Here is a 26,486-nt window from a genome sequence, read left to right as displayed (position 1 = left end):
GGCAGAATGGGGGAACATGAAGTGAAAAAGCTCGTTGTATCAATGATTATTGTTTTGCTTTTTTCAATTGGAGGCTTTGGATCAAAAATGAGTGCATCAACAGTAGATCGCTCCACATGGCTTTGGAATCCGTGGGAAATTGTGAGTAATGAAACAGGAACCTTAAGCTTTCTTGAACAAAAGCAAATCAACAAAGTCTATGTACAATTCGATCGTGATATCCCTATGAATGTATACCGTAGCTTTATTACGAAGGCATCGGTAAAAGGGATAAAAGTATATGCTCTAGATGGAGCGCCGGGTTGGGTGGCACCAAAAGGCTACAGAAACCAAGATGCTCTTATGAATTGGTTAAAAACCTATCAAGCAGGGTCAACCGCTTCTCAAAAATTTACGGGGATTCATTTAGATGTAGAGCCCTACTTATATAGCGGTTGGAATACGAATAGAGCAGCTACTGTAAAAAGTTATCAAGAACTGATAACAAAAGCGAATACTTCAGCTGCAGGATTAAAACTACCACTTGAAGCGGACCTGCCATTCTGGTTTGATGAAGTTTCTTATAATAATACGTATGGTAAAGGAAATCTAGCGGAGTGGGTCATTACAAAAACGAATAGTGTAACGATTATGGCCTACCGTGATACAGCTCCTGCCATCATTGAAATCGTAAAAAATGAAGTTGCCTTTGCTGGGAAACATAATAAGACATTAGTAATCGGTGTAGAAACAGGTGCAACAGACGAAGGAGATATGATTTCTTTTTTTGAAGAAGGAGAAGCCTACATGAACGAGCAACTTGCTACTGTTGCCTCTCATTATGGAACAACTCTTGGATACAATGGAGTTGCTATCCACCATGTGGGAAGCTGGAAAACAATGAAACCATAAAGAACGCAAAAGCACTCAAAAGAGTGCTTTTTTGTTCATATTCAGTCCTTTTTCTTGTCTAAAAAACATCATATACTTTGTTTAAAGATTGGAAACAGGGAGGGCGCTGTTTATGAACCTGAAACATTTACAATATTTTCGTGTGCTAGCCAAAACGCAGCATTATACAAAAGCAGCAGCTCAGCTATATATCACACAACCAAGTCTTAGTCAGGCAATAGGCGAGCTTGAAAAAGAATTAAGTATAAAGTTATTTGAAAAGGTTGGTAGAAATATCAAGCTGTCAAAGTACGGCCAATATTTTTTAACCTATGTGGAAAACGGATTAGAGGAGCTTGAAAAGGGTGAAAGGAATCTTCAAAAGCTCACCAATGCCAATACGGGTATCATTGACTTAGCATTCATTTTTTCCTTAGGCGCTGATTTTGTCCCATCAATTATTCAGTCCTTTATGGAAGCAAATGAGGGCGGACAAGTGACGTTTTCGTGTATACAAGGAACAACACAGAATATCATCCAAGGCTTAAAGGAAGAAAATTATGACCTAGCTTTTTGTACGTATGCGGAACATGAACCAGAGATTGATTTTATTCCATTAATGAAGAGAGATATTGTAGTAATCACCCATAAAGATCATCCATTAGCATCAAAAGATTCCGTGGAATTAAAGGATATTGCTGAGGAAAAATTCGTTTGTTTTAACAAGAAAAGTCTATTTCGTCCCGTAATCGATCAATTGTTCTCAGATGCGGGGATCACTCCATATATTTCTTGTGAAGTCGCAGAGGATACGGCATTAGTAGGCTTAGTGGCAGCAAAACAAGGAGTGGGTATCCTACCACGATCCTCTACCTTAGACCTGTTTGATATTAAAGTACTACCTTTTCAGGAGCCGCTCCCAGAACAAATTATCTACATGGCGAGTGTAAAGAATCGTTACCTATCACCTGTAGTGGAGAAGTTTAAAAGTTTTATTGAAAGAAATTCACTTAACTAAAGAGTCTTTTCTTGTCATTTTTCATAGGGGGCGCCTATAGATCTCACCAAAAAACCGATTGGTATTTATGGATTGTCTGTTTTAAAATAGTCGTATAAACAAGTTTGTGAAATAATGAGCAAAAGGAAGAAGGAATCTATGATGAAAAAAGTACTTATGTTAAACGGTGTGAATCTTAATATGTTTGGAAAACGTAATCCGAAGGTGTATGGAACTATAACCCTAGATGAAATTAATGAAAACATGAAAAAGTTAGCAGAAGAGTTAGATCTAGAACTTGAAACATTCCAAACGAACTGTGAAGGAGAAATGGTAGATCGCATTCATCAAGCCTATCGTGATAAGGTCGATGCAGTGATTATTAATGCTGGTGCATGGACTCACTATAGCTACGGAATTCGCGATGCTTTAGATATTTTAGAAGTACCGTTTATTGAGATTCATATGTCTAATATCCATGCAAGAGATGAATTTAGACATCGTTCTGTATTCGCAGATATTGCTAAAGGTCAGATTAGCGGTTTTGGATGTGACAGCTATTTATTAGGGCTAAGAGCAGCAAAAACTCTTATTGATGAAAAGCAATTGCAAGAAGCTTAAAACAAAAAGCTAGCAGGCCCATGACCTGCTAGCTTTGTTATTTCAGATACGAACGTAAATGTTGTAATTTGGCTTTTCCAAAGTGCCCCTCTAAGGTTGATAAAGCACTTTCCACTACAAATTGCCTCTTATTATTAGGTTGCAAAAGCTCCTCTAGAATGAAATCGAGCAGCTCTGAATACCTCTCGAATTCAGAAACGTTCATCAGTTCCTTTTTAAGAGACATAATTTCAAGTGTTACCTTTTCTTTATAGGATTGCTCTTTCTTATGACAGGAGGGTGACCATTCTTCTAATAACTCAGGAGCTAGAAGTTGTTCCTGAGTTTCTCCTACATCCTTTATAAATGTTAATAATCGATTCACGGAATACCGTACGACTCGTTCCGGATTACTATATAATTTATTTGCCTTTCGTTCATATTTTAGATTATGGTGCAAAATAGCAGTAAACATAATAGCCCCGTCAAGAAGATAGAGTTTTTTACTCTCTCCAAAAATATCATTTAGCCGTTCATATACCCATCTTAATAGTCTTAATTGAATATTACTAATAAACTTCTTTAACTCTACATCATTTAAAAATAATACCTCTTCATACAGAGGAATTAGGTTTGTGGCACGATGTGTCTTAACTTGAAGTGTCATTTGTTTAATAAATATCTCGATATCTGACGGATCTTTTCCGATTAATAGTTCGTTTCTTTCATGCTCAAACTTTTTTTGTATATCTCGGAAAATGGCCATGAGTAGTTCATTTTTTGAAGAAAAGTAATTATAAAATGTTCCTTTAGAAATACTACTATAATCTAAAATGTCTTGAATGGAGGTTGCTTGAAATCCTTTTTCTACAAAAAGCTGATGTGCGGTATTTATCACGTGCTGCTTCCGATCATTCATCGTATCACCTGAATTAGTATTTGGACTCACTGTATAAATGTATAGTAACTTATTTTTCTGAAGGTTACAAACCCATTATTTAGCTGTGTTTTTCCATTGCATTTTTTGTACTGAGGGTATAATATATGTAAAGTGTATAACAGCAGTATATTTTATTGGACTTATAGTATAGGAGGAACATACATGGCTGAAAAACAAGACAAACGGCCGCCATACGGAATTATTGGAGTTCTGTTAATTGGGGCGTTCATTACGTTTTTAAATAACACCTTATTAAATATTGCTTTGCCATCCATCATGAAGGATTTAGAGATAGAAGCTGCCACGGTTCAATGGTTAACTACTGGCTTTATGCTTGTTAACGGGATATTAATTCCGGCTACTGCCTTCTTGATACAGAAATATTCTGTTCGAAATTTATTTTTAGTCGCAATGAGTTTATTTACGATCGGTACTTTAGTTGCTGGTGTGGCTCATGAATTTCCGATTCTTTTAGCTGGACGTATGCTTCAAGCATCAGGATCTGCCATTATGATGCCATTGCTTATGAACGTCATGCTCGTTAGCTTCCCAATTGAAAAAAGAGGAACAGCGATGGGGGTTTTTGGTTTAATCATCATGTTTGCCCCAGCCATTGGACCAACTTTATCTGGATGGATTATCGAACACTATGACTGGAGAATGCTTTTCCACTTTATTACCCCTATTTCAGTATTAGTGTTATTAATCGGATTCTTCCTTTTAAAAGATAAGAAAGAAAAGAGCAATCTTCGTTTAGACTTTTTCTCATTAGTTTTATCAAGTATTGGATTTGGTGGGATACTTTACGGCTTCAGTTCGGCAGGAAGCAAGGGTTGGGACAGTCCTCATGTGTACCTGGCTATTGCAGTCGGTTTCATATCGCTAGTAGTATTTATTTTAAAACAAATAAAGCAAGACAATCCGTTGTTAAACTTTAAAGTGTTTAAATACCCAATGTTTGCCTTGTCATCTTCTATTTCCATGGTAACAAACATGGCATTGTTCTCAGGGATGATCCTTATTCCGATTTATGTTCAAACGATTCGTGGAATTTCTCCACTAGACGCGGGGCTAATGCTCCTACCAGGTGCCATCGCAATGGCTATTATGTCACCTATTACGGGGAGATTGTTTGATAAATTTGGTGGTCGAATATTGGCGCTAATTGGTTTAGGAATCACTGTTATCACCACGTATGAGTTTAGTCAGTTAACGGTAGACTTAAGTTATACTCACTTAGTAATACTTTACACGGTTCGAATGATCGGTATGTCATTTGTTATGATGCCTGTTTCAACAAACGGACTAAATCAGCTTCCGACGCGTTTCTATCCACATGGTACGGCAATGAACAATACGTTAAACCAAGTAGCTGGGGCAATCGGAACCGCATTACTAGTTACGGTTATGTCCAATCGTACAGAAACACACGCCAAAGAACTTGCTGACGAAGCCATGAAGACGGCTGCAGGTCAAGGAGCAGGAGCAGCTCAGCCAACTGCTGAAATGATCGCTCAAATGAAAGAGCAGATTATGATGAAGGCGATGCTCGAAGGAATTAATGATGCTTTCCTAGTGGCTACAGGAATTTCTATTGTTGCATTTATCCTCGCATTCTTTATCAAACGGGCAACACAAGCGGAGGATCTAATAGAAGAAAAAGAAGTGTCAAAGGTTGTACCTACAAAGCTAGCTGAAAATTAATAAATGTACGGAAGACCCTCGAAATTGAGGGTCTTCTTTAAAAAATGTAAAAATGAGAATCGCAAGTAAAGCTCTAGAATCGCAAATAAAAATCGGGAATCGCAAATATAGTCTCAGAATCGCAAATAAAAATTGAGAATCGCAAATAAAATCTCAGAATCGCAAATAAATTTTAAAAATCGCAAATAAAAACCAAAACTAGAGAAAAAATCAACTAATCTCCCAAAAAAATCATTTGAAAGATTGAGTTTACCTCTAAATTCCACCCGTTTTATTAAAATCTAGTTCAAAAGACGAGAAAATAAATAAAAATCTACCATTCCCTACAAATACAATATCTCCTTCCCTCACCGCTTAAAGTCAATAACAATATTTTACCCAAATCAACATTTTATACTTGCGTATCTACTAAACTACCGTTACTATTAAGTTTGTAATCTAGATATGGATATACAAAAGTGAAAAAATAACTATATATTGTGTTGTTGCCTTAAGATAAGATGCCGTACGGCTTAATAGGGAATCTGGTGAAAGACCAGAACTGCCCCCGCAACTGTAAATGCTGACAAAATGAACAAGCCACTGTGAAGATTGCTTACGAGATGTAGGTGCCTAAATGGGAAGGGTTCAAAGTAGAGTGAAGCATAAGTCAGGAGACCTATCTTACTTAAGATGTTTCAACTTCTTCGGGGATTTGGGAAGATGAGACGATGGCGACAGAAGACAAAAAAGTATTTTTGCCTGTTTGTCTTTTGCTGAAATCGTTTCATCCGCTCAAGGAACCACTGAGCGGATTTTTTATTAGAAAAGAAAGTATAAGTTTTTGAACTTTGAACAGTGTCTAGCTCCAGCGCCCAGCGACTAGTGTACTTCGCTCTCTTCCCTACGATAAGTCAACATCGGATCGCTTGCGCTCTCCGTGTTTCCTTTATCTCAGTCAAAGGGCTCCAGTCCTGTCGTGCGCAAAACGGGCGCTTGCGCTTTTCAAAATTTCAGGAGGGACGATCATGACAGTAGTAGATGTACTTGAAGATTATAAATCGGTGTTAAAGGCGATTGAAGAGTGTTCTTCAACTTATCAATTAGACGCCACTGAGATGACGAAAATGGTAAATGAATTAGAGGCAGCAAAAAAAGAAGTGAGCCAACAAGCTTTATTTTATTCTTTAAATAAAATCGCGATGGACCAGCCAGATTGGACATTTGTTGCCGCGCGCATATACTTAACCGAATTATACAAACAAGCTTCGCAAAATCGAAAATACGATTCATCACATACATATGGGAACTTTTACGATTTGCTAGAAACGTTAACAGAGAAAGGGATCTACTCTCCTAAACTGCTGCAAATGTATACAGAGGGAGAAATTAAAGAATTAGCAGTGGCAATCAGTCCAGAACGAGATAAGCTTTTCAACTATATTGGACTGTTTTTATTTGCTGATCGTTACCTTGCAAGAGATCATGATAGAAATGTATATGAGTTACCGCAAGAAAGATTCATGGTTATTGCGATGACCATCATGATGAATGAATCTAAAGGCAAAAGACTAGAGTTAGTAAAAGAAGCTTACTGGGCTCTTAGCCATTTATATATGACGGTAGCAACACCAACCTTATCAAATGCAGGGAAGAACTTTGGTCAGCTGTCCTCTTGTTTTATCGACACAGTGGATGATTCGCTAGACGGCATTTATCTAAATAACTGGGACATCGCTCGCTTAAGTAAAGAAGGCGGCGGCATCGGAATTTATTACGGAAAGGTTCGTGCGCTAGGTTCCGATATTAAAAGGTTCAAAGGGATGTCCTCTGGAGTCGTGCCATGGATCCGCTTGATTAATGACACTGCCGTTAGCGTGGACCAGTTAGGTCAAAGACAAGGGGCAGTTGCCATTTATTTAGATGTATTCCACAAAGACGTGATGAATGGCTTCCTTGAACTAAAGACCAATAATGGGGACGAGAGAAGAAAGGCTCATGATATTTTTACAGGAGTCACAATCCCCGATTTATTTATGGAAAAGCTTCTGGAGAAAGATGAAAGCGGAAGAAGCATTGGAGAATGGCATACATTTTGTCCGCATCAGGTGAAGCAGTTGATGGGCTGGAAGGATGAAAACGGAACACCTCTTGGTCTAGAGGATTTTTACGATGAAAAAGATCGAAAGTATTTTACAGAAAAATACGAAGAAGCTGTGAATCAGCCACTCTTACCAAGAAAAACCTACCGTGCGATGGATATTATGGCCCGAATTATGGTGGCACAGCTCGAAACAGGTACACCTTATATGTTCTATCGAGATGAGGTGAATCGTCAAAATCCTAACAAGCGTGCAGAAGGAAGAACGTCTATCTACTGCAGTAATTTATGTACAGAAATCGCCCAAAACATGTCGAGTACAACGATTGTAAAAGAATACAAGGACGAAGATGGCAATCTAGTAATCGTGAGAAAGCCCGGAGAATTTGTTGTATGTAATCTGTCATCTATCAATCTGGCAAAGGCTTATGGTGCCAATGAGCTCGAACGATTAATAAAGATTCAGGTTCGTATGCTAGACAATGTCATCGATCTTAATACGATTCCAGTCGGACAAGCCGAACTAACAAACCAAAAATACCGTGCTGTCGGTTTAGGAACATTTGGGTGGCATCATCTTTTGGCATTACAATCCATTCATTGGGAATCAGAGGAAGCGGTCCAATTTGCAGATGAACTATATGAAAATATTGCGTATTATACGATTCGAGCTTCTATGGAGCTTGCCGTAGAAAAAGGAGCCTTCAGTCAATTTGAGACGTCAGAATGGGCTTCAGGAAAATACTTCGAGCGAAGAAATTACACTTCTGAGCGTTGGAGTGAACTAAAGGAACAAGTAAAGACAAACGGTATTCGTAATGGCTGGCTGATGGCGATTGCTCCGAATTCTTCCACTGCGAAAATTGGCGGCTCTACAGATGGAATTGATCCGTTGTACGCAGTTGAATATGCGGAGGAAAAGAAGAACTTTAAGTTCAAGGTAACCGCACCTGACTTGAACCATCGCACATACACGTACTACCGAAGAGCAAGGCATGAGTTAGACCAAGTGTGGAGTATTCGCCAAAACGCTGCTCGTCAACGCCATATCGACCAATCGATCAGCTTTAACTTGTATGTGAGACATGATATTAAAGCGAAGGATTTGCTTAATTTACACGTAGAAGCTTGGAAGCAAGGGTTAAAAACAACGTATTACGTAAGAAGTACCTCGCAGTCGGAGATTGAAGAATGTGAAGCTTGCCATAGCTAAGCTTGAAAGGAGAAGTGACAATGTCAGTCAACGCACCATTAAATAAAATCAAACTGTTGAACCCTACGTTTCCCAATCGTTCAACAGGTATTATTAACGGACAATCTTCTGGTCTATTAAACTGGAATGATATCGCCTACCCACAAATGTATGATCTGTATCAAACATTGCTGTCTAATTTTTGGAAGGCGCAAGAAATCAATATGCAAGATGATATAAAGCAGTGGGATTCATTATCTTCACACGAAAAGGATATCTTTTTACGGGTCAATACGCAGCTTGCTTCCCTTGATAGCCTTCAAACACCAACCATGAGTCAAGTGCTAGATTATGTGACCGATTCTAGCTTCAAGGCCATCTTTGCTGTAATCGCTCAACAGGAGGCCGTTCATAATGAGTCGTATTCATATATATTAAGTTCATTGGTTCCGGTCAGTGAACAAAATGCCCGCTTCAATCAGGCAAAGGATGATCCGATCGTACAAAAGAGAAACCAGCTGATCTTGGATGCGTATGAAAAGTTCCGTTCACATCCATCCGCTCAAAATCTCTATGAATTAGGGATTAACTCCATTATTTTAGAAGGAATTTACTTCTATGCGGGCTTTGCCTTTTTCTATAATCTTGCTCGTCAGCAAAAAATGCTTAAAACTAGTACAATGATTAGTTATATCCAAAGAGATGAGATGCAGCATGCGTATTTTATTTCTCAGTTTGTACGTATTATGTTAACGGAAAATCCAGAGTTAAATAACGAGGAAAACATTCAATATGCATACGATCGCATCAAAGAAGCGGTAGATCTTGAGAAGGAGTGGGCTGGAGAAATATTAGCAGAGATCAACGGAATTGACCTGGAAGAGTTCGGGCAATATGTGGAGTATTTGGCGAATAAAAGACTTCGCCAATTAGGTCTGGATCACCTTTATGGTGATCGTGATAACTCCATGCCATGGATCCAAGTGTTTAGTGACGAAATGATCAATGAAACCAAGTCAGACTTTTTTGAGCAGAAATCCCGTACCTATACAAAGGTGACGCAATCAAATGGCTTTGACGAATTATAATACAAAGGTGGCTATCATTTACTCATCGATTACAGGGAATACGGAAGAACTAATGAACTTGCTTTTTAGCTATTTTAAGTCGTATTCAGTAAATGTGACGAAGGTTAAAATAGAGAATTTTAACTTGCAAACAATCAGTGAGTATGATGCCATCATTATTGGAACATACACATGGGGAAATGGAGAAATTCCGGCTGAAATGAGATCCTTGTACCACGAATTTGAACGACAAAAGGTAGCACATCTTGTTACGGGAGTCGTTGGTACAGGTGACCGGTTCTATCCTCATTTTTGTGGGGCGGTAGATGAATTTAAAGACATGCTTTATGTGCATACGATCTTAACAGCTACCATGAAGATTGAATTAACCCCACAGCAGCAGGAACATCCAAAATGTGAGAAATTTGTACGTCTCCTGATGGAACGAATGATGGGACAACGAACAGCATAAAAGAGAGCGCTGGGTAAATAAACCTAGTGCCTTTTTTCTATATTTGAGAAGGCTTTTTCCGTTGCTTCTAGAATTAAATGGTAAGATTATCAAAAAGAGGTGATCACTTGTTAGTTTATACCCGGATCATTATGTTCTTTTTATTAGGAATGGTTTTCTTTAATGATGTTCCTAAAGGTAACCTTTTCTTAAAAGGGTACGTCATTCTTGCTGTTATTCTTTTCGTTTGTAATCACTTTCTCATAATATCGGGGAAACATGGGAGGATCTCGTTTTATCTTATATTACTTGATGGGCTATTGAGCTTTTCGTTTGGGATATTCTTTCCTCATATGTCATTGTATTTAATATTATTCGGTGTAGTAGCCGTAACGTTAACGATACATGAATCCAGTAAAATTCGATTGTGGATTGGTATCGCTATGTTTTTTGTCTCGTGGGGAATCGTCATGGTCTACAGTGCGAGAGTCATGGGGGAGTGGGCTGTCTTTGAGAATTTGATAAGTGGCTCGTTTGTAGGGTTTGGAGCAGTGGTAGGGAGTTTAATTCGAAAATTATATGATGCTCAAGAAACAATGGATGCACAGTATAAGCAATTAAATGAGTCACACGTCGCCTTAACTGATGCGCATGAACAATTACGCCATTATTCGGAACAAGTGGAGAACTTAACAACCATACGCGAACGAAATCGAATTGCAAGAGATATTCATGATACGGTGGGACACAAAATGACCGCCTTGATCGTCCAATTGGAATTGGCCCGGGAGCTGCTTAAGTTGGATTCTGTAAAGGCCGAAAATACATTGAAGACCTGTGACAATCTAGCAAGAGGGGCGCTCCAGGAGCTGAGATTTTCAGTACGGACGCTTCATGAAGACGAAGGGGAGGAGTATGCGTTCATTCCGACAATCCGAACGATGCTCAATGATTTCCGTGAGTCCACTCAATTGGAGGCGAAGCTAAGTGTTTCCGGCGATCCTACTGTCGTACCCATTTCTCTTCAACCCACTCTTTTCCGTATCATCCAGGAATCCGTCACCAATGCTAAGCGCCACGGAGGTGCCACAATTTGTCATATCAAACTGAACTGCTCGGCGGAAGAAATATTATTAGTGATAATAGATAATGGGATAGGAACAGGAATGATCACCAAAGGATTTGGATTAATAAACATGAAGGAACGCATTGAAGAGCATGGTGGGTCTGTGACCTTTGAAAGTAATGAAGGGGAAGGATTCTGTGTAAAGGTGCATTTCCCATTATTAGAAAGAACATGGATTGCGGGGAAAAGAGTATGATAAAAGTAATCATTGTAGATGATCAACCACTTATTAGAGACGGACTATCAACCTTGCTTGGACTGAGGGAGGGGCTTGAAGTAGTAGGAACTGCTAGCGATGGTGCGGACGCCTTTGAGAGAGTGAAGGAGCTTCACCCTGACATTGTCCTTATGGATATTCGAATGCCAGGAACAAACGGGGTAAAAGGAGCAGGACTGATTACAAAATATACAACGGGCACAAAGGTCCTCATGTTAACGACGTTTAAGGATCATGAACTTATATTTGATGCCCTTGAAGAGGGAGCGAGTGGGTATTTATTAAAAGATATGCCCACAGATACCATTGTCCAGGCGATAAAGACGGTATACTCTGGGGGGATTGTGTTGCCACCTGATATTACCTCGCAAATGCTTAAGGAATTAAAGAAAACAAAGAAGCTGGACCATGGAGCTTGCTCGGAGGCACCCATGGAAGTGGAAGAACTAACCGAACGAGAGTTAGAGGTGTTGCGTGAGCTAGGTCTTGGACTAAGCAATAAGGAAATAGCTGAAAAGCTTTTTATCACAGAAGGTACAGCAAAGAATCATGTTTCTAATATTATCAGTAAATTAGGGGTAAGAGATCGAACACAAGCAGCCATATTTGCAGTACGATATGGAATTACTACCTTTGATAAATAAGTGTACATGACTTTTGGCATATGGTCATAGATCAAAGACCTTTTTATAGGTCTTTTTTTCATGCCCTAATTTCTATCTTGAGCTACATGGAAGGATTCTCCTTTATCGCTAAGATAAGGGTAGCGAGTATTGGGAAGGAGTGTATCACATGCTTCAAGTAGAAGAAGTGCTGAAAAGCTATGATAAAAATGAGGTTGTCCGAGGGATTTCCTTTCATGTCCAAAAAGGGGAGAGCTTTGGTTTACTTGGTCCGAATGGAGCGGGAAAGTCAACAACAATAGGAATGATTTCAGGCATTATTACCCCTGATAAGGGAGCAATAAAAGTGGATGGTTTATCGGTAACGAAGAACGCATTGGACATTAAAAGGAAAATCGGGGTAGTACCGCAGGAAATTGCCTTGTATCCAACGTTGTCAGCGAAGGAAAATCTATTGTTCTGGGGGAAAATGTATGGATTAACTCGGAATGAGGCAAAAAAACGGGCTAATGAGGTATTAGAATATGTGGGATTAAGTGAGCGTGCAAAAGAGAAAATTGAAACTTTTTCCGGTGGCATGAAGCGACGAGTGAATATTGGTGCTTCGCTTATGCACAAACCGGAGCTTTTAATTATGGATGAACCAACGGTCGGAATTGACCCTCAATCGAGAAATCATATTTTAGAAACGGTAAAAGAACTTAATAAAAATGGCATGACTATTATTTACACAAGCCATTACATGGAAGAGGTTGAATTCCTATGCAACCGTATTGGAATTATTGATAAAGGGAAAATGATCGCTCTTGGAACAAAGAAGGATTTGTTTCAACGTTTAGCAGAGGGAACGCTTATAAAAGTAAGTGTTAATAAGCTGGATGAGTCATTCTTAAACAAAGTGAAAGAGATAGACGAAGTAGGGAAGGTGGTTCCACACCCTGAGGACCTTTCTATTGAAATATTCGTTACAAACCATCAAAAGGTGGTAGGTGAAATGATTACACTTGCTGTACAGGGAAATGTGAATGTCCAATCATTGGAGGTAAATGAACCTAATTTAGAAAGCTTATTCCTTTCATTAACAGGAAGATCTTTAAGGGACTAGGAGGAGATAGAAGTGAAAAAGAGTCTTCTGATTGCCTGGAAGGATTTCACCATTCGTTTAAAAGATAGAAAAGGATTTGTCACGATGTTGTTAACTCCACTTATATTAACGGCTATTCTTGGGTTTGCATTAAACTCAGTAATGGGTGGAGAAGGAGGTTTCGCCGAAACAAAAGTGGGGGTTTATTTAAGTGATGACGATGAAATGGCAAAAGCGTTTGTGTGGGATGTACTACCGACTTTTGTCTTCGTAAAAATAAAAGAAAGTAAGAGTGAAGAAGAACTAAGAGAGCTGCTTACTGAAGGGAAAGTTGATGTTGGGATCGTCTTTCCGAAAGAGTGGAGCAGTGGGATGAATCAAGGCATCTTAAAGAGTGTTACATTACTAGAAAAACCGGACCAAAAGACCAAAACCGCTGTTATCGACTCTTTGCTGAAATCGTATAGTGAGCAGATTCAAATACACGCAGTAACGACGTTGACAGTAATGAAGGATATTAGTTCTTCCGTGACAGCATCTACCGGTGAAATAAATATGCAGCAAGTAGCATCAGAAGTTCAGTTAGAGCTTCAATCAATAAGTAGTGGGGAGCTAAGGGCTGCATCCATTGGTGAGAAAAATGTTGGCTCGATGCAATATTATGCGGCAGCGATGGCTGTGATGTTTTTACTGTTTAATATGACGCTGGGGGCGAAATCTTTTTTACAAGAACGAACAACTGAAACACTTAAACGTTTATCGATGACACCGACTGGGAAGGTATCGATCCTATTGGGGAAATTTCTAGGAACTTTGTTGTTTGCTTTTATCCAGTTTCTTGTATTTTTTGGAGCAACCTCCACCTTTTTTAAAGTGGACTGGGGTTCTAACCTCTACCAGGTGGTAACGATTGGTTTCTGTTATTCCTTTGCTGTTTCAGGATTATCAATGATGATAGCTGCGTTTGTTAAAGAGGAGAAAACAACTGACGTCATTAGTAGTATCGGTATACAAATTCTAGCTGTTTTAGGAGGTTCCATGCTACCCATTTATTTATTTCCAGAGGGACTGAAAACAATCGCTAGTGTGACTCCGAATAAATGGGCATTAACAAGCTTCTTAGACATTATGTCAGGGACTACTTGGAGTGAGTTGGTTCCAGCCATTTTAATTTTGCTATCGTTAGGAATAGTATCGCTCGCTCTTGGAACATGGAAGCTTAAAACAAATTAAAGGAGGGAGATTCGTGAGGAAAATTGTAACAATTTGTGGTCTTGAGTTAAAGAGATTATTAAAAAAGAAACAAAGCTACGTTGTTATGTTTTTGATGCCACTTTTATTTACGTTTATTTTTGGCGGCCTTTCATCAGGGGAGAGTATGGAAAAAACAAAAGTACTACTGGTGGATAAGGACGATTCATTTCTTTCAAAGGAATTTACACATCAACTCAAAGAATTGAATAGTCTTTTTACAATAGAGGCGGTCAGCGAGACTAAGATGATCGATTACCTTGAGTCAAAGAAAGTGGCAGCAGCACTTGTCATTCCTCGTGGATTTAAACAGGAAATTAATTCGAAGAAGGAACCAGAAATGACATTCCTGACAATACCTGAGTTTACTTCAAGTGGTCCAATAAAAGAGGTAGTGGAAAACCGGTTAATGAAACTTCGCTTAATGGTGTCAGCTTCCTCTGAATGGAGCCGATATAGTGGGGATGAATGGTCGGTAATGTATGAAAAAATAGATTCTAACATAAAGGAGACTTCATTTCATATTAAGAAAACGAATATAGAAGAGAAGCGTTCAACAGCAGAAATCAATGGAGCATCAAGGGTAGCACCAGGTTTTTCGATTATGTTTGTCATGATTATGATTATGAGTGTAACTGGAACTATATTAGAGGCAAGGAGCAGTGGGGTGTGGTCTCGTTTGCTGATTGCTCCAGCTTCGCGGTTTGAAATAGCGGCAGGATATTTGTTGTTTTTCTTTATCATAGGATTTATTCAGTTCGCCCTATTGATTGTTTCTACTCATTATTTATTCGGAGTCCATTGGGGCGATCCTGTGGCATTACTATTACTTATGGTGGCATTATTGTTAGCGGTCGTCGGAATTGGATTACTCATTGCTACCTTAGTAAAAACGGTAGAGCAACAGGCTGCAATAGGAAATGTCGTCGTAGTTGCCACTTGTATGATCAGCGGAGTGTATTGGCCATTGGAAATCGAACCGGAATTTATGCAAAAAATAGCGCAATTCTTACCGCAAACGTGGGCAATGAGTGGCTTTACGGATTTATTAGTAAATGGGGCAGGAGTTTTAGATATCATTGATCAAATCGGTTTGTTGCTTGTTTTTGCAATATTGTTCTTATTTATCGGGATAAGTCGAGTGAAATTTGAATGATAATATATGAGGAGAGGTCATTTGTTAACACGAATGGCCTTTTTTACATGTATCGCTCTTCTTCTTCAAAATATTGAAAAAGTAGTTCACCACTTTTTTGCGTAGGGGAGGAAGATTATTTTTGTGATTTTTCTGACTTATTTTAATTGTAACACAAGGTAATACATGGTATTTTAAGTATATGTTAGGTTTTGTTACGTTAGTTGTTAGAAAATAAACCATTTTATGTCATAAATATAATTAGAAGGGAGATTCTGGAGTGAAACTGACATCACGTGAGATGGAAAAGTTAATGATTGTTGTTGCCGCAGATCTTGCTCGTCGCAGACAAAATCGTGGATTGAAGCTTAATTATCCGGAAGCGATAGCGATCATCACTTACGAAGTATTAGAGGGAGCAAGAGACGGAAAGACAGTAGCTCAATTAATGAGTTACGGATCTACCATTCTATCAAAAGAGGACGTGATGGAAGGTGTTGCAGAGATGATACCGGATATTCAAGTGGAAGCTACCTTCCCGGATGGAACCAAGCTTGTGACTGTCCACGACCCAATACGATAAAGAGGAGGGAACAAGTTGATACCTGGTGAATACGTACTGAAAACAGAACCGATCGTCTGTAATGAAAACAAAGAGTCTATTACGATTCAGGTGTTAAACAGAGGAGATCGTCCCATTCAGATTGGCTCTCATTTTCATTTTTATGAAGTGAATAAAGCATTGCAATTTGATCGCGAGAAAGCGTTTGGGAAGCATTTAGATATTCCAGCAGGGACGGCTGTGAGATTTGAGCCAGGGGATGAAAAAGAGGTAGAACTTGTCTCATTCTCAGGAGAGCAGAAGGTGTACGGTTTGAATAATTTAACGAATGGCTCTATTGCAAAGGGGGAGAAATAGGTGACCTTTCGTATCTCTCGAAAACAATACAGTGACATGTATGGACCAACCGTTGGTGATGCAATAAGGCTAGCTGATACTGAGCTTTTTATTGAGATTGAGAAAGATTTTACTACGTACGGTGATGAAGTGAAGTTCGGCGGCGGAAAGGTCATCCGTGATGGGATGGGGCAGCATCCGTTAGCTACAAGCGAAAAGACCATGGACCTTGTGTTCACCAATGCCATTATCTTAGATTACACTGGCATCTATAAAGCAGATATCGGTGTGAAAAATGGCTATATTGCTGCTATTGGTAAGGCGGGAAATTCATTATTAATGGATAACGTAGAGGTACTAGTTGGAGCGGGGACGGAAGTGATTGCAGCTGAAGGAATGATTGTTACAGCAGGTGGAATTGATGCACATATCCACTTTATTTGTCCACAACAAGTGGAAACGGCCATCTCTTCTGGTGTTACCACGATGATTGGTGGCGGGACAGGACCTGCCACTGGTACCAATGCGACAACTTGTACACCCGGGCCTTGGAATATTCATCGAATGCTAGAAGCGGCAGAAGAGCTTCCGATAAACATTGGCTTTTTAGGAAAAGGCAATGCCTCCCATGTGGATCCGTTAAAAGAACAGATAGAGGCTGGTGCCATCGGCTTGAAATTACACGAAGATTGGGGAACGACCGCCTCGACGATAGATACAAGCTTAACGGTTGCTGACGAATTTGATGTTCAGGTTGCGATTCACACAGATACATTAAATGAAGGTGGATTCGTGGAGGATACTCTTGCGGCTATTGGAGATCGCGTCATTCATACGTATCATACAGAAGGTGCAGGAGGGGGACATGCTCCAGATATTATTAAAGCGGCTAGCATGCCCAATATCTTGCCTTCTTCCACCAATCCAACACGACCATTTACGGTCAATACGCTTGAAGAACACCTGGATATGCTTATGGTTTGTCATCATTTGGATCCTAGTGTACCGGAAGATATTGCCTTTGCTGACTCAAGGATTCGAAAGGAAACGATCGCAGCAGAAGATATCTTACATGATCTCGGTGTGTTTAGCATGATTTCTTCTGATTCACAAGCAATGGGACGAGTCGGTGAGGTGATCACGAGAACGTGGCAAACGGCAGACAAAATGAAAAAGCAAAGAGGGAAGCTTGAGCAGGATCAGGGGTTAGGAGATAACTACCGTGTGAAAAGGTATATAGCCAAATATACGATTAATCCAGCAATAACTCATGGGATTTCAGAGTATGTAGGTTCTGTTGAAGTTGGGAAGTTAGCCGATTTAGTCGTATGGGATCCTGCGTTTTTTGGTGTAAAACCGGAGATCGTCGTAAAGGGTGGTTTCATTTCTTATAGTTTAATGGGAGACCCGAATGCAAGTATTCCCACTCCTCAACCAGTGGTGTATCGTCCGATGTTTGGATCGTTAGGGAAGGCGAAATACTCCACTTGTATGACGTTTGTCTCGAAAGCGGCACTTGAGAAGAACATTCCTGAGAAGCTTGGTTTACAAAAAATCATAAAGCCTGTATCGGGTATTAGGAGCTTATCAAAGAAAGATATGATTTTAAATGGAGAAACACCAGAAATAGAAGTGGATCCGCAAACGTATGAAGTAAAGGTAGATGGAAAACTGGTGACTTGTGAGCCAGCTGAAGTACTCCCGATGGCGCAACGTTATTTCTTATTTTGAGGTGATTGCATGATTATTGAAAAAGTTATTGGCAACCTTGCCACGTTAAAAGAACGATCTCCACATGTCGAGCGAGTGTATTTACAAAGCGATGATCTTGTTAAACGAATTCAAAGAGTGGTCACTGACCATGGTCACGAAATTGGCATTCGATTACGGGAGAATAAAGAGTTAGTGGACGGGGATGTCCTTTATATGGATGAAAAAAATATGATTGTTATCTCTGTAAAAGAAGATGACCTTCTGACCATTATGCCAAGCTCGATTCAACAGATGGGGGAGATTGCTCATCAGTTAGGCAATCGTCATATGCCAGCACAGTTTGAAGGAAATGAAATGCTTGTTCAGTACGACTATTTAGTCGAAGAACTATTGCAACAACTAGCTATTCCATACAAAAGAGAACAGCGAAAGGTGAAACAGGCATTCCGTCATATTGGACATTCTCATGATTAACCCGGTCTTATCTCTCCTTCAGTTATGCGACTCGAATTTTCCATCAGGAGCATTTTCGCACTCCTTTGGTATCGAAACGTATATTCAGGAAGGAGAAATCCATGATAAAAATAGCTTTTACCAGGCATTAGTGTTGTATATTCAGAAGCAGCTTGTTTTTACCGATGGATTAGCCTGTTATTTATCCTATGAAGCTATCGAAAATGAAGATTGGGACCGTTTGATAGAGTTAGATCATTTGTTATATACCTCTAGTCTCGCTGCCGAAACGAGAATAGGAACTCGTAGAATCGGAGAGCGGATGGCGAAGCTTTGCTTGGAATTGTATCCATCCCCTGCTTTACAAGATTATGTTAAGTGGATGAAGGAGAAGAGAGTGTACGGTCATCCGGCGCTTGTGTTTGCAATCGTGACGTATGGGTTAAATGTTGGGAAGCGATCAGCTGTTGGGAGTTATTTATATTCAACCATTTCGACCCTAGTACAAAACGGTGTGAGGGGCATTCCGCTGGGGCAAACGGACGGACAGAAAATAGTATTGGAGATTCAACAGGTGATAGGAGAGGCTGTGAATACAATAGCTAACCTAAAGATGGATGATTTAGGGGCGGTTTCCCCTGGACTTGAAATCGCTCAGATGCGCCATGAACGGCTACATGTACGATTATTTATGTCTTAAAAAGGAGGAAAAAGTGATGGAACCAATACGAATTGGAGTGGGTGGCCCTGTTGGAGCAGGGAAAACCATGCTTGTTGAAAAATTAACTCGAGCCATGGAAGCGGAACTAAGTATGGCTGTTGTGACAAACGATATTTATACAAAGGAAGATGCTCAGTTTTTAATCAAAAACGGTGTATTACCAGAGGATCGTATTATTGGGGTGGAAACAGGTGGATGTCCACATACGGCGATTCGTGAAGATGCATCGATGAACTTTGCGGCGATTGAAGAGTTACAGGAAAAACATCCCGACCTTGAACTAATTTTTGTAGAAAGTGGTGGAGATAATTTAGCAGCTACTTTTAGCCCGGAATTAGTTGATTTTTCGATCTATATCATTGATGTGGCGCAAGGCGAGAAAATCCCTCGAAAAGGCGGGCAAGGAATGATTAAGTCTGATCTTTTTATCATAAACAAAACAGACTTGGCTCCGTACGTTGGGGCAAGCCTTGAAATTATGGAACGTGATACGATCTCTGCTCGTGGAGAAAAGCCATATATTTTTACGAACTTGAAGGACGAAATAGGCTTAGATCAAGTGGTTGAGTGGATTAAAAAGGAAGCTTTGTTGATTGGATTAGAATCATGAGTCCAACCGGGTTGTTACACCTTGTGGCAAGAAGGAAGGGTAACAAAACGATTATTGCGAATTGTTATTATGAGGGAGCTTTTAAGGTAACAAGACCAGTCTATCTTGAAGAGGAGTCTCCAACTATTTACCTTATTCATGTGGGTGGAGGATATGTTGATGGAGATTTCTATTCTACCAATCTACTGGTAGAAGAAGGAGCGGAGATTTCTGTAACAACCCAGTCGTATACGAAAGTGTACAAAACTCCGAATTCCCCTGTTATTCAAGAGATGAACATTACCCTTAAAGCGGAGAGTTTGCTAGAGTATATGCCAGACCCACTGATCGCTTATGAAGGTGCTCGATATATCCAACATACAGAGGTACATATGGAAGAGGGAGCGTGCCTTTTCTATTGTGATATTACGACACCCGGGTGGTCGGAAGGTGGATCACCATTTCAATACGATAGCATACGCTCAAAGTTAAAGGTATATAAGGAAGAAAAGCTCATCCTATTTGATCATTTATTGTTAGAACCAAGGTCTGGAATCAGTCATTTAATGCAAATGGAACAATATACACATATGGGTACGTTTATCATCCTTCATAAACAAGCGGGAAAACATTTTGGAGACCAATTATATGAGCATGTGAAAGATCAGGTGAATGGTGGAAAAATAGGGATCTCAACCCTGCCTGAAAATGGTGTGATCATTAGGATGTTTGCTCATGACACAAGATCAATCGAAAAGGTCATTACCTATGCTCATCAATATGCTAGGAAGCAGCTTCTCGAGAAATCAGATTTGGTCTTAAGAAAATAGAAAGAAGGGTGAATGTATTGGTTGGGTTACTGACAACAATTAGTTTAGGCTTTTTATTAGGAATCAAGCATGCGCTAGAACCTGACCATGTGATTGCTGTTTCAACTGTTGCTTCCCAAAGCAAAAAGCTTTGGAGATCATCGCTAATAGGGGTTTTTTGGGGGATTGGTCACACGTCAACTCTTCTTTTAACAGGAGTTTTAATGATCTTATTAAAAGGGAATATTCCAGAAGAGTGGGCGATGTCGTTGGAATTTTTAGTTGGGATCATGCTTGTGTACTTTGGTGTGACCACTTTTCGATCGATAAAGAATTACAATAAGCATATGGCTCATGAACCGAATCATATGGGGAAACGAATGTCGCTTAAGGCGGTATTCATGGGTTTTATCCATGGGTTGGCAGGCAGTGCGGCTATGGTATTGTTAACATTGAGTACGGTCAGTACCTTGTGGGAAGGAATGGTGTACATCCTTATTTTTGGATTAGGAACGATTGTCGGGATGCTAGTGTTTACAACTATTATTGGCCTTCCTTTTATTTATAGCGCTCGAAAATTTCGTATAAATAAGCTTTTTACACAAGTTACAGGTGTGGTAAGTGCTATATTCGGTGTTTACTATATGTATAATTTGGGTATAAATGAAGGTCTCTTTCATTTATGGCTTCAATAAACAGCTATAGGATTTTTTAGAGGGACTGCATATGCGAGCAGTTCCTTTTTTTGTATTTTTTAATAGACAAATTTGAATACATTAAACTAGAATTATATGTATATATAAATAAAAAAAATCCTAAAATACCATTTTTTGTTAGAATAAAGAGTAAGCAGGGGGCAGAAACAATCTAATAGTATTTACGCTGCATGAAGACATAATCGTAACTATTAAATCCTTTCGGAATGCAGCAAGTTTGGAAAAAAGGGGTATAGTAAGTTTTGAAAATATCAGATAAAGAGTTGATGGATGCTTATGCTGCAGCGTTGAAGTTGGCTTTAGATAATGAATTTATACAGTTGTTAGAGGAAGAAATAGAAAAAAGAAATTTAAGACATTTAGAAGAAAATTATCAAAATAGGGCAGTGATTGACCTTTCGCCAAATACGATTAGATAGACATAAACTTTACGAGCAGGTTTGGCAGGTTAAAATAATGAGAAGTAAGGGCGATCCTATATATTTGCAGGAGCAAACCTTTTAGGGAATCCGCTAATTTTCTTTCATAGGGGATAGGGAATTGACAGAAACTTTCTTGGAATTACATGCAATGGATAAAGAACTATTGTTTGAGGCATTTACCCATGCGCCATTAGGGATGGTGGTGTTGGGGATAAATGGTAAGATTGTGAAAACAAACTCGTCCTTTTGTCATTTTACAGGATATTCAAATGAAGAAATCGTTCATTTTGGGCTAAAGTGTGTATTTTATGAAGAAGACTATTTAACGATAGATTCAAATTATCGAAAGTTAGTTGCTGGAGAAGTAGATGCTTTTCATTTAGAAAAGCGGTTTGTACATAAGAATGGTGAAGTGATTTGGGGCTCAATTAGTGCCCATAAGGTTAGTACGTCGCAAGCGGATTATATTATAGGCCAAGTGGTTGATATCACAGCTAGAAAACAGATGGAACCAGAAATGGATAGGCTTAAATCCCAGCTAGAATCATTAATTGATCATCATTTAGATCCTATTTTGATCTTTAATGAAGAAGGAATTCTTACAAAAGCTAACACGAAGTTTGAAGTAGATTTTGGTTGGAATCTTCAGGAATTACTTGGCGTAAAAATGCGAGATGTGAGATTTTTGGCAGATGAAGAAGAAGAGAAATTAAAGGAAAAGGTCCTTCGTGGAGATTGTGTGGAAGGATACGAAACAACCGTTAAAAAGAAAAATGGTATTGTAAAGGATGTAATGATTACAAGTTTTCCGATTAAGGATCATCAGGGAATCAAGAACGGGATCGCTGTTAGTTTTCGTGATATAACAGACCGAAAACAAGCGGAAGAACTAATGATTCAGTCGGAAAAGCTTTCTATTGCCGGACAATTGTCAGCAGCAATTGCGCATGAAATTCGAAATCCAATTACGGCTATTAAAGGCTTTTTAAAGCTATTGCAAAACTCCAATGAAAAACAGCTATATTACGAAATTGTTGAATCCGAAATAGCGAGAATTGAACTTATATTAAGTGAATTATTGTCACTTGCAAAGCCGCAAAAAAACAATTTTAAAGAAACTGATTTACGCTTAATTTTAAAGCAATGTATTTCATTATTAGATGCAGAAGCGAATATGAAAAGTGTTCAGGTGGACTTAAAGCACGAAAGTCATCTACCAATTATTCATTGTGATGAGAACCAAATTAAGCAAGTGTTCATTAATTTTATGAAAAATTCTTTTGATGCCATGCCTGACGGGGGATTTTTACATATTGAAATGGAAAATTGTATGCTGACTTCTGGTATAACCATTCGTTTCAAAGATACCGGTTGTGGAATACCGAAAGAGATCCTATCCAAGATCGGACAGCCCTTTTATACAACAAAAGAAACGGGAACTGGCTTAGGGTTTATGGTAAGTAAGAATATTATTGAAGGCCATAGTGGCACCGTACATATATCGAGTGAAGTAAATGTAGGAACAACGATTGAAATCGTTTTGCCCTGCTTTAGTAACATACAATAACCTCATCCAAAAGTGGATGAGGTTATTATTTTTATTGGTTTATCCAATATAAGCAATGATTCCTTCGTTGTCGTCTAAATGTAGCTTGATAGGCGCATAGGGATCTCTTCCTAAATACTCATCGATCCAGAGGCGTAACGCTTCAATTAAATTTGCAGTGATAAGCACTTGTTTTCGATCATCTACAAACACTTCAGCAGAAAAGCCATAGTCATCGTCATACATAAGCTCCACTTCCACTGCTTCTGGATTTATTTGCTTTTTCTTAGCTATATAAACACAAACGGCATTAATAATATCTTGTTCAGAGATAATTAGCTTCTCCATGTGTTTGTATTCTCTTGCTTCTTTTTCTTTTTAAGAGCGGTAAAAACCATGCGAATGATATTAATTAGGATGATAATAGCAAACACATTTATCATGAATCCAAGAATGGAACCTAAGATCCCCATGTTTGCAAATAGACTACCAAATAATAGACCAGCAAGCCCACCGATCATTAGCCCCTTCATCAGACCGCCAGAGAAGAACCCCTTATTTGCTGTTGTTGTAGACTTCGTTGTAGTTGTCGAATCCGTTTTTTTATTTTGAAAGAATGAATTGTTGTTATTGGTCGTTGTATCCGTATTATTGTTAAAGCTTCTTTTTCCGGATTTATACGATTTTGCTTCCACTGTTGTGGTGTGATCTTGGAACACAATGTTTCCAACTGGTGAAAAAATGAGTGCTGCCATTAGCAAAGCTGATAGTAACTTTTTCATTCCTTTTGTTTTCCCCCTGTAATGTATATTTCTACTACTCTATTGTATACGAGTGAGAGGAGAAAGGGTTTCATTTTTATAAAAAAAATAGAATGGAAAGAGGTTCCATTCTATTATGGAGAAATTAGGATGCTTTTGTTTCTACTAGTTGGGATTGAACAGACTTCTTTTCGAAGGTTCCAAGGAGCAATCCAATAGCTGTTCCAACTAAAGCAGGAATAATCCATTCGAGACCAACAGAGGCAAATGGGAGTGCTTTTGCCACACTTTGTAATAATCCTAGGTTTACTCCGGCTGTGGTGAGGCCACTATTAACAGCAAAAACACCAGTAAATAACATCGCACTTCCATATACTTTACGAATATTTTTGTAATAACGACTAAAGAATGTCAGCACTGTTAAAACGATTGTTAGCGGGTAAGCAGTCACAAGAAACGGAACAGAAACTTTTAAAATTTGTGCAAGTCCCATATTGGAAAGTGTAAATCCAATGAGTGTAACAATAAGCGCCACTGTTCGATAGCTTACCTTTGGTAGAAGCTTGGAGAAGTACTGGCCACATGCAACGGTAAGACCGACGACTGTTGTAAAGCAAGCTAGGGTGAAAATGACTCCTAGAAGTGCCTTGCCACTTGAACCAAGTAACAGTGTGGATACGGCTGTTAACAAATCCGTGCCGCTTGCATACGAACCAGTAGCAGCCATTTTTCCACCAATAAGTCCTAGGCTTACGTAAACTAGTGAGAGAAGAACGCCAGCTACAAGTGCTGCCTTCAATGTATACTTGGTTAATTGTTTCTTATCTGTAATCCCTCTTTGCTTAATCGCAGATAAAATAACGATTCCAAACGCAAGAGCGGCAAGCGCATCCATCGTGTTATATCCTTCGATGAAGCCTGTGGAAAAGGCATTTGCTTGATACTGCTCAGCAGGAGTTTGTAAACTGCCATCCATATTAATTAAACCGATTGTACATAAAGTAACCATAGCAACAAGTAAGACCGGAGTGATCCAACGCCCCATATATTGTTCCATCTTCGAAGGGTTTAAACTCACTACAAATACTAGTGCAAAAAAGACGGCAGAAAATACTAATAGAACGAAAGATGAGTTGAAGGAGTTACCTAAGAATGGTTTGACTCCCATTTCATAAGCAACTGTTGCATTCCTCGGAATAGCTAAGAATGGTCCGATGGAAAGGTACACAATCACCATGAAAATCGTGCTGAACCATGGATGAACACGGTTGCCGATTTCTTCGGCTCCATCTTTGACTAGTGATACGGCAAGGAGTACTGCAAAGGGCAATCCTACACCTGTTAAAATAAATCCGCCAATAGCTAGCCAGTAAGAGGTTCCTGCTTGTGCTCCTAATACAGGAGGGAAGATTAAATTTCCAGCTCCGAAAAACATTGAGAATAACATTAATCCGATAACCAAAGTGTCAAATTTTTTCATTTTCTTTTCCCCTTTTCTATTTTAGAAAAATAAAAAGACCCGCCCCTAATGAAAGGGACGAGTCTGATAGCTCGCGTTACCACCCTAATTCCGCTGCAAAAAAGCAGTCGGCTCTTAGTCAACGTACCAACATACGTGATCCTTGTAACGGCGGAACCCGTCAAAGCTTACTCTTGTTCAGCTTTGCATCTCGGAGATGATTTTCAGATTCAGCTTGAACATCGACTTTCACCATACGTCGACTCTCTTTAGTACAAGGGTTAAATCCTACTCTTCTCGTCATCAATTTGTAATATGTTAAATAATTTAACAAATGAAAAATGTTATGTCAATATATTTTGAACATTTATATTTTTATTAATTGGATGAATATAATTATTATTCTCCGATGATTTCAATTCGATTGCCGAACGGGTCTTCGATATAGATGCGATCAACATCGGGAATAAGGGTATCCTCTTTGTACGGTACATGCTTATTTTGCAGGTGATCTTTTAATGAGCTAAGGTTTTTAACTGTAAATGCAGGGTGAGCTTTTTTAGCTGGAGAAAAGGGCTCTTCGATACCAATGTGAAGCTGTTGCTGACCGCCGAGTTGAAACCAAACGCCTCCGCGTTTTTTTAGCGCCGAGGGTTTTTCGATTTCTGCTAGACCAAGGATCGTGCTAAAAAAATGCCTTGCTTGATCCTCGCTGCCAGCCGGTGCAGCAAGTTGAATATGATCAATTTTTAAAAATGAAAAATTCATACAATCGCTCCTTTCCGTGTTTGATAGTTTAAGTGTAGGAAGAAAGAGGTAATAAGTAAAATATGGAAATATTATGATTGGGGATAAGGGGAGCTTATAGGTTTAGTGGGGCAGGTTTCGTGGGTGTAAATAAAGTCGGAGGAACGCAAATAAAATCGGAGAATCGCAAATAAATTTTTAGGATCGCAAATAAAATCTGAGAATCGCAAATAAATCTCCAGAATCGCAAATAAAATCGGAGAATCGCAAATAAATTTCCAGGATCGCAAATAAAATCGGAGAATCGCAAATAAA

The 26,486-nt window shown here is 39.1% G+C and carries 27 protein-coding genes, 1 riboswitch and 1 other annotated feature; of the genes, 22 read left to right on the top strand and 5 right to left on the bottom strand.

Annotated features, from left to right (window positions below; translation table 11 throughout):
- Nucleotides 1-21 precede the first annotated feature (21 nt).
- From ACGLXV_RS18615 to aroQ, 3 genes are all read left to right on the top strand, one after another.
- Nucleotides 22-891 carry an amidase gene (locus tag ACGLXV_RS18615; RefSeq protein WP_391559823.1) on the top strand — a complete coding sequence of 290 codons (870 nt, stop codon included), beginning with the start codon at nucleotides 22-24 and terminating at the stop codon, nucleotides 889-891.
- Between the two features lie 112 nt (nucleotides 892-1,003).
- On the top strand, nucleotides 1,004-1,888 hold the full coding sequence (locus ACGLXV_RS18610) for a LysR family transcriptional regulator (protein WP_391559822.1): 885 nt from the start codon (nucleotides 1,004-1,006) through the stop codon (nucleotides 1,886-1,888).
- Between the two features lie 141 nt (nucleotides 1,889-2,029).
- A complete protein-coding gene (aroQ, locus tag ACGLXV_RS18605; protein ID WP_391559863.1) occupies nucleotides 2,030-2,488 on the top strand; it encodes a type II 3-dehydroquinate dehydratase in 459 nt (152 codons plus the stop codon).
- Nucleotides 2,489-2,525: 37 nt separating this feature from the next.
- Here the strand turns inward: aroQ and ACGLXV_RS18600 are convergent, their stop codons facing one another.
- Entirely contained in the window at nucleotides 2,526-3,386 is an 861-nt protein-coding gene (locus tag ACGLXV_RS18600) for a TetR/AcrR family transcriptional regulator (protein ID WP_391559821.1), read from the bottom strand.
- A gap of 183 nt (nucleotides 3,387-3,569) precedes the next feature.
- Between ACGLXV_RS18600 and ACGLXV_RS18595 the strand changes: the two genes are divergently transcribed.
- The 19 genes from ACGLXV_RS18595 (at nucleotide 3,570) to ACGLXV_RS18505 (ending at nucleotide 23,225) form a co-directional block, all read left to right on the top strand.
- Complete coding sequence (locus ACGLXV_RS18595) at nucleotides 3,570-5,111, top strand: DHA2 family efflux MFS transporter permease subunit (RefSeq protein ID WP_391559820.1); 1,542 nt, start codon at nucleotides 3,570-3,572, stop codon at nucleotides 5,109-5,111.
- Between the two features lie 481 nt (nucleotides 5,112-5,592).
- Nucleotides 5,593-5,790: riboswitch (cobalamin riboswitch) on the top strand.
- Between the two features lie 328 nt (nucleotides 5,791-6,118).
- A complete protein-coding gene (locus tag ACGLXV_RS18590; protein WP_391559819.1) occupies nucleotides 6,119-8,404 on the top strand; it encodes a ribonucleoside-diphosphate reductase subunit alpha in 2,286 nt (761 codons plus the stop codon).
- A 20-nt stretch (nucleotides 8,405-8,424) separates the two neighbouring features.
- Entirely contained in the window at nucleotides 8,425-9,471 is a 1,047-nt protein-coding gene (locus ACGLXV_RS18585) for a ribonucleotide-diphosphate reductase subunit beta (RefSeq protein WP_391559818.1), read from the top strand.
- The gene (locus ACGLXV_RS18580) at nucleotides 9,452-9,922 is read left to right on the top strand and encodes a flavodoxin domain-containing protein (protein ID WP_391559817.1); all 471 of its coding nucleotides are present in this window, start codon (nucleotides 9,452-9,454) and stop codon (nucleotides 9,920-9,922) included. Before ACGLXV_RS18585 ends, ACGLXV_RS18580 begins: the two co-directional genes overlap by 20 nt.
- 107 nt (nucleotides 9,923-10,029) lie before the next feature.
- Complete coding sequence (locus ACGLXV_RS18575; protein ID WP_391559816.1) at nucleotides 10,030-11,223, top strand: sensor histidine kinase; 1,194 nt, start codon at nucleotides 10,030-10,032, stop codon at nucleotides 11,221-11,223.
- Nucleotides 11,220-11,888, top strand: coding sequence for a response regulator (locus ACGLXV_RS18570; protein ID WP_391559815.1), 669 nt, complete (start codon nucleotides 11,220-11,222; stop codon nucleotides 11,886-11,888). The genes ACGLXV_RS18575 and ACGLXV_RS18570 overlap by 4 nt, the downstream gene beginning before the upstream one ends.
- Before the next feature lie 148 nt (nucleotides 11,889-12,036).
- Nucleotides 12,037-12,972, top strand: coding sequence for an ABC transporter ATP-binding protein (locus ACGLXV_RS18565; protein WP_391559814.1), 936 nt, complete (start codon nucleotides 12,037-12,039; stop codon nucleotides 12,970-12,972).
- A 12-nt stretch (nucleotides 12,973-12,984) separates the two neighbouring features.
- A complete protein-coding gene (locus ACGLXV_RS18560) occupies nucleotides 12,985-14,184 on the top strand; it encodes an ABC transporter permease (protein WP_391559813.1) in 1,200 nt (399 codons plus the stop codon).
- Nucleotides 14,185-14,197: 13 nt separating this feature from the next.
- Entirely contained in the window at nucleotides 14,198-15,358 is a 1,161-nt protein-coding gene (locus tag ACGLXV_RS18555) for an ABC transporter permease (RefSeq protein ID WP_391559812.1), read from the top strand.
- A gap of 259 nt (nucleotides 15,359-15,617) precedes the next feature.
- Nucleotides 15,618-15,920 (top strand): urease subunit gamma, encoded by a 303-nt coding sequence (locus ACGLXV_RS18550; RefSeq protein ID WP_119706623.1) that lies wholly within the window; start codon nucleotides 15,618-15,620, stop codon nucleotides 15,918-15,920.
- A 15-nt stretch (nucleotides 15,921-15,935) separates the two neighbouring features.
- Nucleotides 15,936-16,256: an urease subunit beta gene (locus ACGLXV_RS18545; RefSeq protein WP_391559811.1), complete on the top strand. Its 321-nt coding sequence runs from the start codon at nucleotides 15,936-15,938 to the stop codon at nucleotides 16,254-16,256.
- Nucleotides 16,257-17,966 (top strand): urease subunit alpha, encoded by a 1,710-nt coding sequence (ureC, locus tag ACGLXV_RS18540; protein ID WP_391559810.1) that lies wholly within the window; start codon nucleotides 16,257-16,259, stop codon nucleotides 17,964-17,966.
- A gap of 9 nt (nucleotides 17,967-17,975) precedes the next feature.
- Nucleotides 17,976-18,422 (top strand): urease accessory protein UreE, encoded by a 447-nt coding sequence (gene ureE, locus ACGLXV_RS18535; protein WP_119706626.1) that lies wholly within the window; start codon nucleotides 17,976-17,978, stop codon nucleotides 18,420-18,422.
- A complete protein-coding gene (locus ACGLXV_RS18530) occupies nucleotides 18,415-19,101 on the top strand; it encodes an urease accessory protein UreF (protein ID WP_391559809.1) in 687 nt (228 codons plus the stop codon). The genes ureE and ACGLXV_RS18530 overlap by 8 nt, the downstream gene beginning before the upstream one ends.
- Before the next feature lie 16 nt (nucleotides 19,102-19,117).
- Entirely contained in the window at nucleotides 19,118-19,732 is a 615-nt protein-coding gene (gene ureG / locus ACGLXV_RS18525) for an urease accessory protein UreG (protein ID WP_119706628.1), read from the top strand.
- Between the two features lie 23 nt (nucleotides 19,733-19,755).
- A complete protein-coding gene (locus ACGLXV_RS18520; RefSeq protein WP_391559808.1) occupies nucleotides 19,756-20,541 on the top strand; it encodes an urease accessory protein UreD in 786 nt (261 codons plus the stop codon).
- A 17-nt stretch (nucleotides 20,542-20,558) separates the two neighbouring features.
- Entirely contained in the window at nucleotides 20,559-21,215 is a 657-nt protein-coding gene (locus tag ACGLXV_RS18515; protein WP_391559807.1) for a LysE family transporter, read from the top strand.
- Nucleotides 21,216-21,478: 263 nt separating this feature from the next.
- Nucleotides 21,479-21,655: a sporulation histidine kinase inhibitor Sda gene (gene sda / locus ACGLXV_RS18510; RefSeq protein WP_240390662.1), complete on the top strand. Its 177-nt coding sequence runs from the start codon at nucleotides 21,479-21,481 to the stop codon at nucleotides 21,653-21,655.
- Between the two features lie 121 nt (nucleotides 21,656-21,776).
- Nucleotides 21,777-23,225, top strand: coding sequence for a PAS domain S-box protein (locus ACGLXV_RS18505; RefSeq protein ID WP_391559806.1), 1,449 nt, complete (start codon nucleotides 21,777-21,779; stop codon nucleotides 23,223-23,225).
- A 39-nt stretch (nucleotides 23,226-23,264) separates the two neighbouring features.
- Here ACGLXV_RS18505 and ACGLXV_RS18500 read toward each other — a convergent pair whose 3' ends face one another.
- The 4 genes from ACGLXV_RS18500 to ACGLXV_RS18485 form a co-directional block, all read right to left on the bottom strand.
- The gene (locus tag ACGLXV_RS18500) at nucleotides 23,265-23,552 is read right to left on the bottom strand and encodes a YxcD family protein (RefSeq protein ID WP_391559805.1); all 288 of its coding nucleotides are present in this window, start codon (nucleotides 23,550-23,552) and stop codon (nucleotides 23,265-23,267) included.
- Complete coding sequence (locus ACGLXV_RS18495) at nucleotides 23,540-23,986, bottom strand: hypothetical protein (RefSeq protein WP_119706633.1); 447 nt, start codon at nucleotides 23,984-23,986, stop codon at nucleotides 23,540-23,542. Before ACGLXV_RS18495 ends, ACGLXV_RS18500 begins: the two co-directional genes overlap by 13 nt.
- 124 nt (nucleotides 23,987-24,110) lie before the next feature.
- Nucleotides 24,111-25,445 (bottom strand): branched-chain amino acid transport system II carrier protein, encoded by a 1,335-nt coding sequence (gene brnQ, locus ACGLXV_RS18490; RefSeq protein ID WP_391559804.1) that lies wholly within the window; start codon nucleotides 25,443-25,445, stop codon nucleotides 24,111-24,113.
- Between the two features lie 50 nt (nucleotides 25,446-25,495).
- Nucleotides 25,496-25,737, bottom strand: a binding site (T-box leader).
- A gap of 86 nt (nucleotides 25,738-25,823) precedes the next feature.
- Entirely contained in the window at nucleotides 25,824-26,192 is a 369-nt protein-coding gene (locus tag ACGLXV_RS18485) for a VOC family protein (RefSeq protein WP_391559803.1), read from the bottom strand.
- Nucleotides 26,193-26,486 lie beyond the last annotated feature (294 nt).

The organism is Robertmurraya sp. (genome assembly GCF_036676585.1).
Lineage (GTDB): Bacteria > Bacillota > Bacilli > Bacillales > Cytobacillaceae > Robertmurraya_A.
The sequence above is the reverse complement of the archived record's forward strand: the minus strand, read 5'-3'. Positions and strand labels throughout refer to the sequence as shown.

Bases quoted from the DNA above. Each gene is read 5' to 3' on its own strand.
- ACGLXV_RS18580 (WP_391559817.1), top strand. From the start codon at position 9,452: ATGGCTTTGACGAATTATAATACAAAGGTGGCTATCATTTACTCATCG.
- ACGLXV_RS18570 (WP_391559815.1), top strand. From the start codon at position 11,220: ATGATAAAAGTAATCATTGTAGATGATCAACCACTTATTAGAGACGGA.
- ACGLXV_RS18585 (WP_391559818.1), top strand. From the start codon at position 8,425: ATGTCAGTCAACGCACCATTAAATAAAATCAAACTGTTGAACCCTACG.
- ACGLXV_RS18485 (WP_391559803.1), bottom strand. From the start codon at position 26,192: ATGAATTTTTCATTTTTAAAAATTGATCATATTCAACTTGCTGCACCG.
- ACGLXV_RS18500 (WP_391559805.1), bottom strand. From the start codon at position 23,552: ATGGAGAAGCTAATTATCTCTGAACAAGATATTATTAATGCCGTTTGT.
- ACGLXV_RS18595 (WP_391559820.1), top strand. From the start codon at position 3,570: ATGGCTGAAAAACAAGACAAACGGCCGCCATACGGAATTATTGGAGTT.
- ACGLXV_RS18610 (WP_391559822.1), top strand. From the start codon at position 1,004: ATGAACCTGAAACATTTACAATATTTTCGTGTGCTAGCCAAAACGCAG.
- ACGLXV_RS18590 (WP_391559819.1), top strand. From the start codon at position 6,119: ATGACAGTAGTAGATGTACTTGAAGATTATAAATCGGTGTTAAAGGCG.
- ACGLXV_RS18565 (WP_391559814.1), top strand. From the start codon at position 12,037: ATGCTTCAAGTAGAAGAAGTGCTGAAAAGCTATGATAAAAATGAGGTT.
- brnQ (WP_391559804.1), bottom strand. From the start codon at position 25,445: ATGAAAAAATTTGACACTTTGGTTATCGGATTAATGTTATTCTCAATG.
- ACGLXV_RS18600 (WP_391559821.1), bottom strand. From the start codon at position 3,386: ATGAATGATCGGAAGCAGCACGTGATAAATACCGCACATCAGCTTTTT.
- ACGLXV_RS18495 (WP_119706633.1), bottom strand. From the start codon at position 23,986: ATGAAAAAGTTACTATCAGCTTTGCTAATGGCAGCACTCATTTTTTCA.
- ureE (WP_119706626.1), top strand. From the start codon at position 17,976: ATGATTATTGAAAAAGTTATTGGCAACCTTGCCACGTTAAAAGAACGA.
- ureG (WP_119706628.1), top strand. From the start codon at position 19,118: ATGGAACCAATACGAATTGGAGTGGGTGGCCCTGTTGGAGCAGGGAAA.
- ACGLXV_RS18530 (WP_391559809.1), top strand. From the start codon at position 18,415: ATGATTAACCCGGTCTTATCTCTCCTTCAGTTATGCGACTCGAATTTT.
- aroQ (WP_391559863.1), top strand. From the start codon at position 2,030: ATGAAAAAAGTACTTATGTTAAACGGTGTGAATCTTAATATGTTTGGA.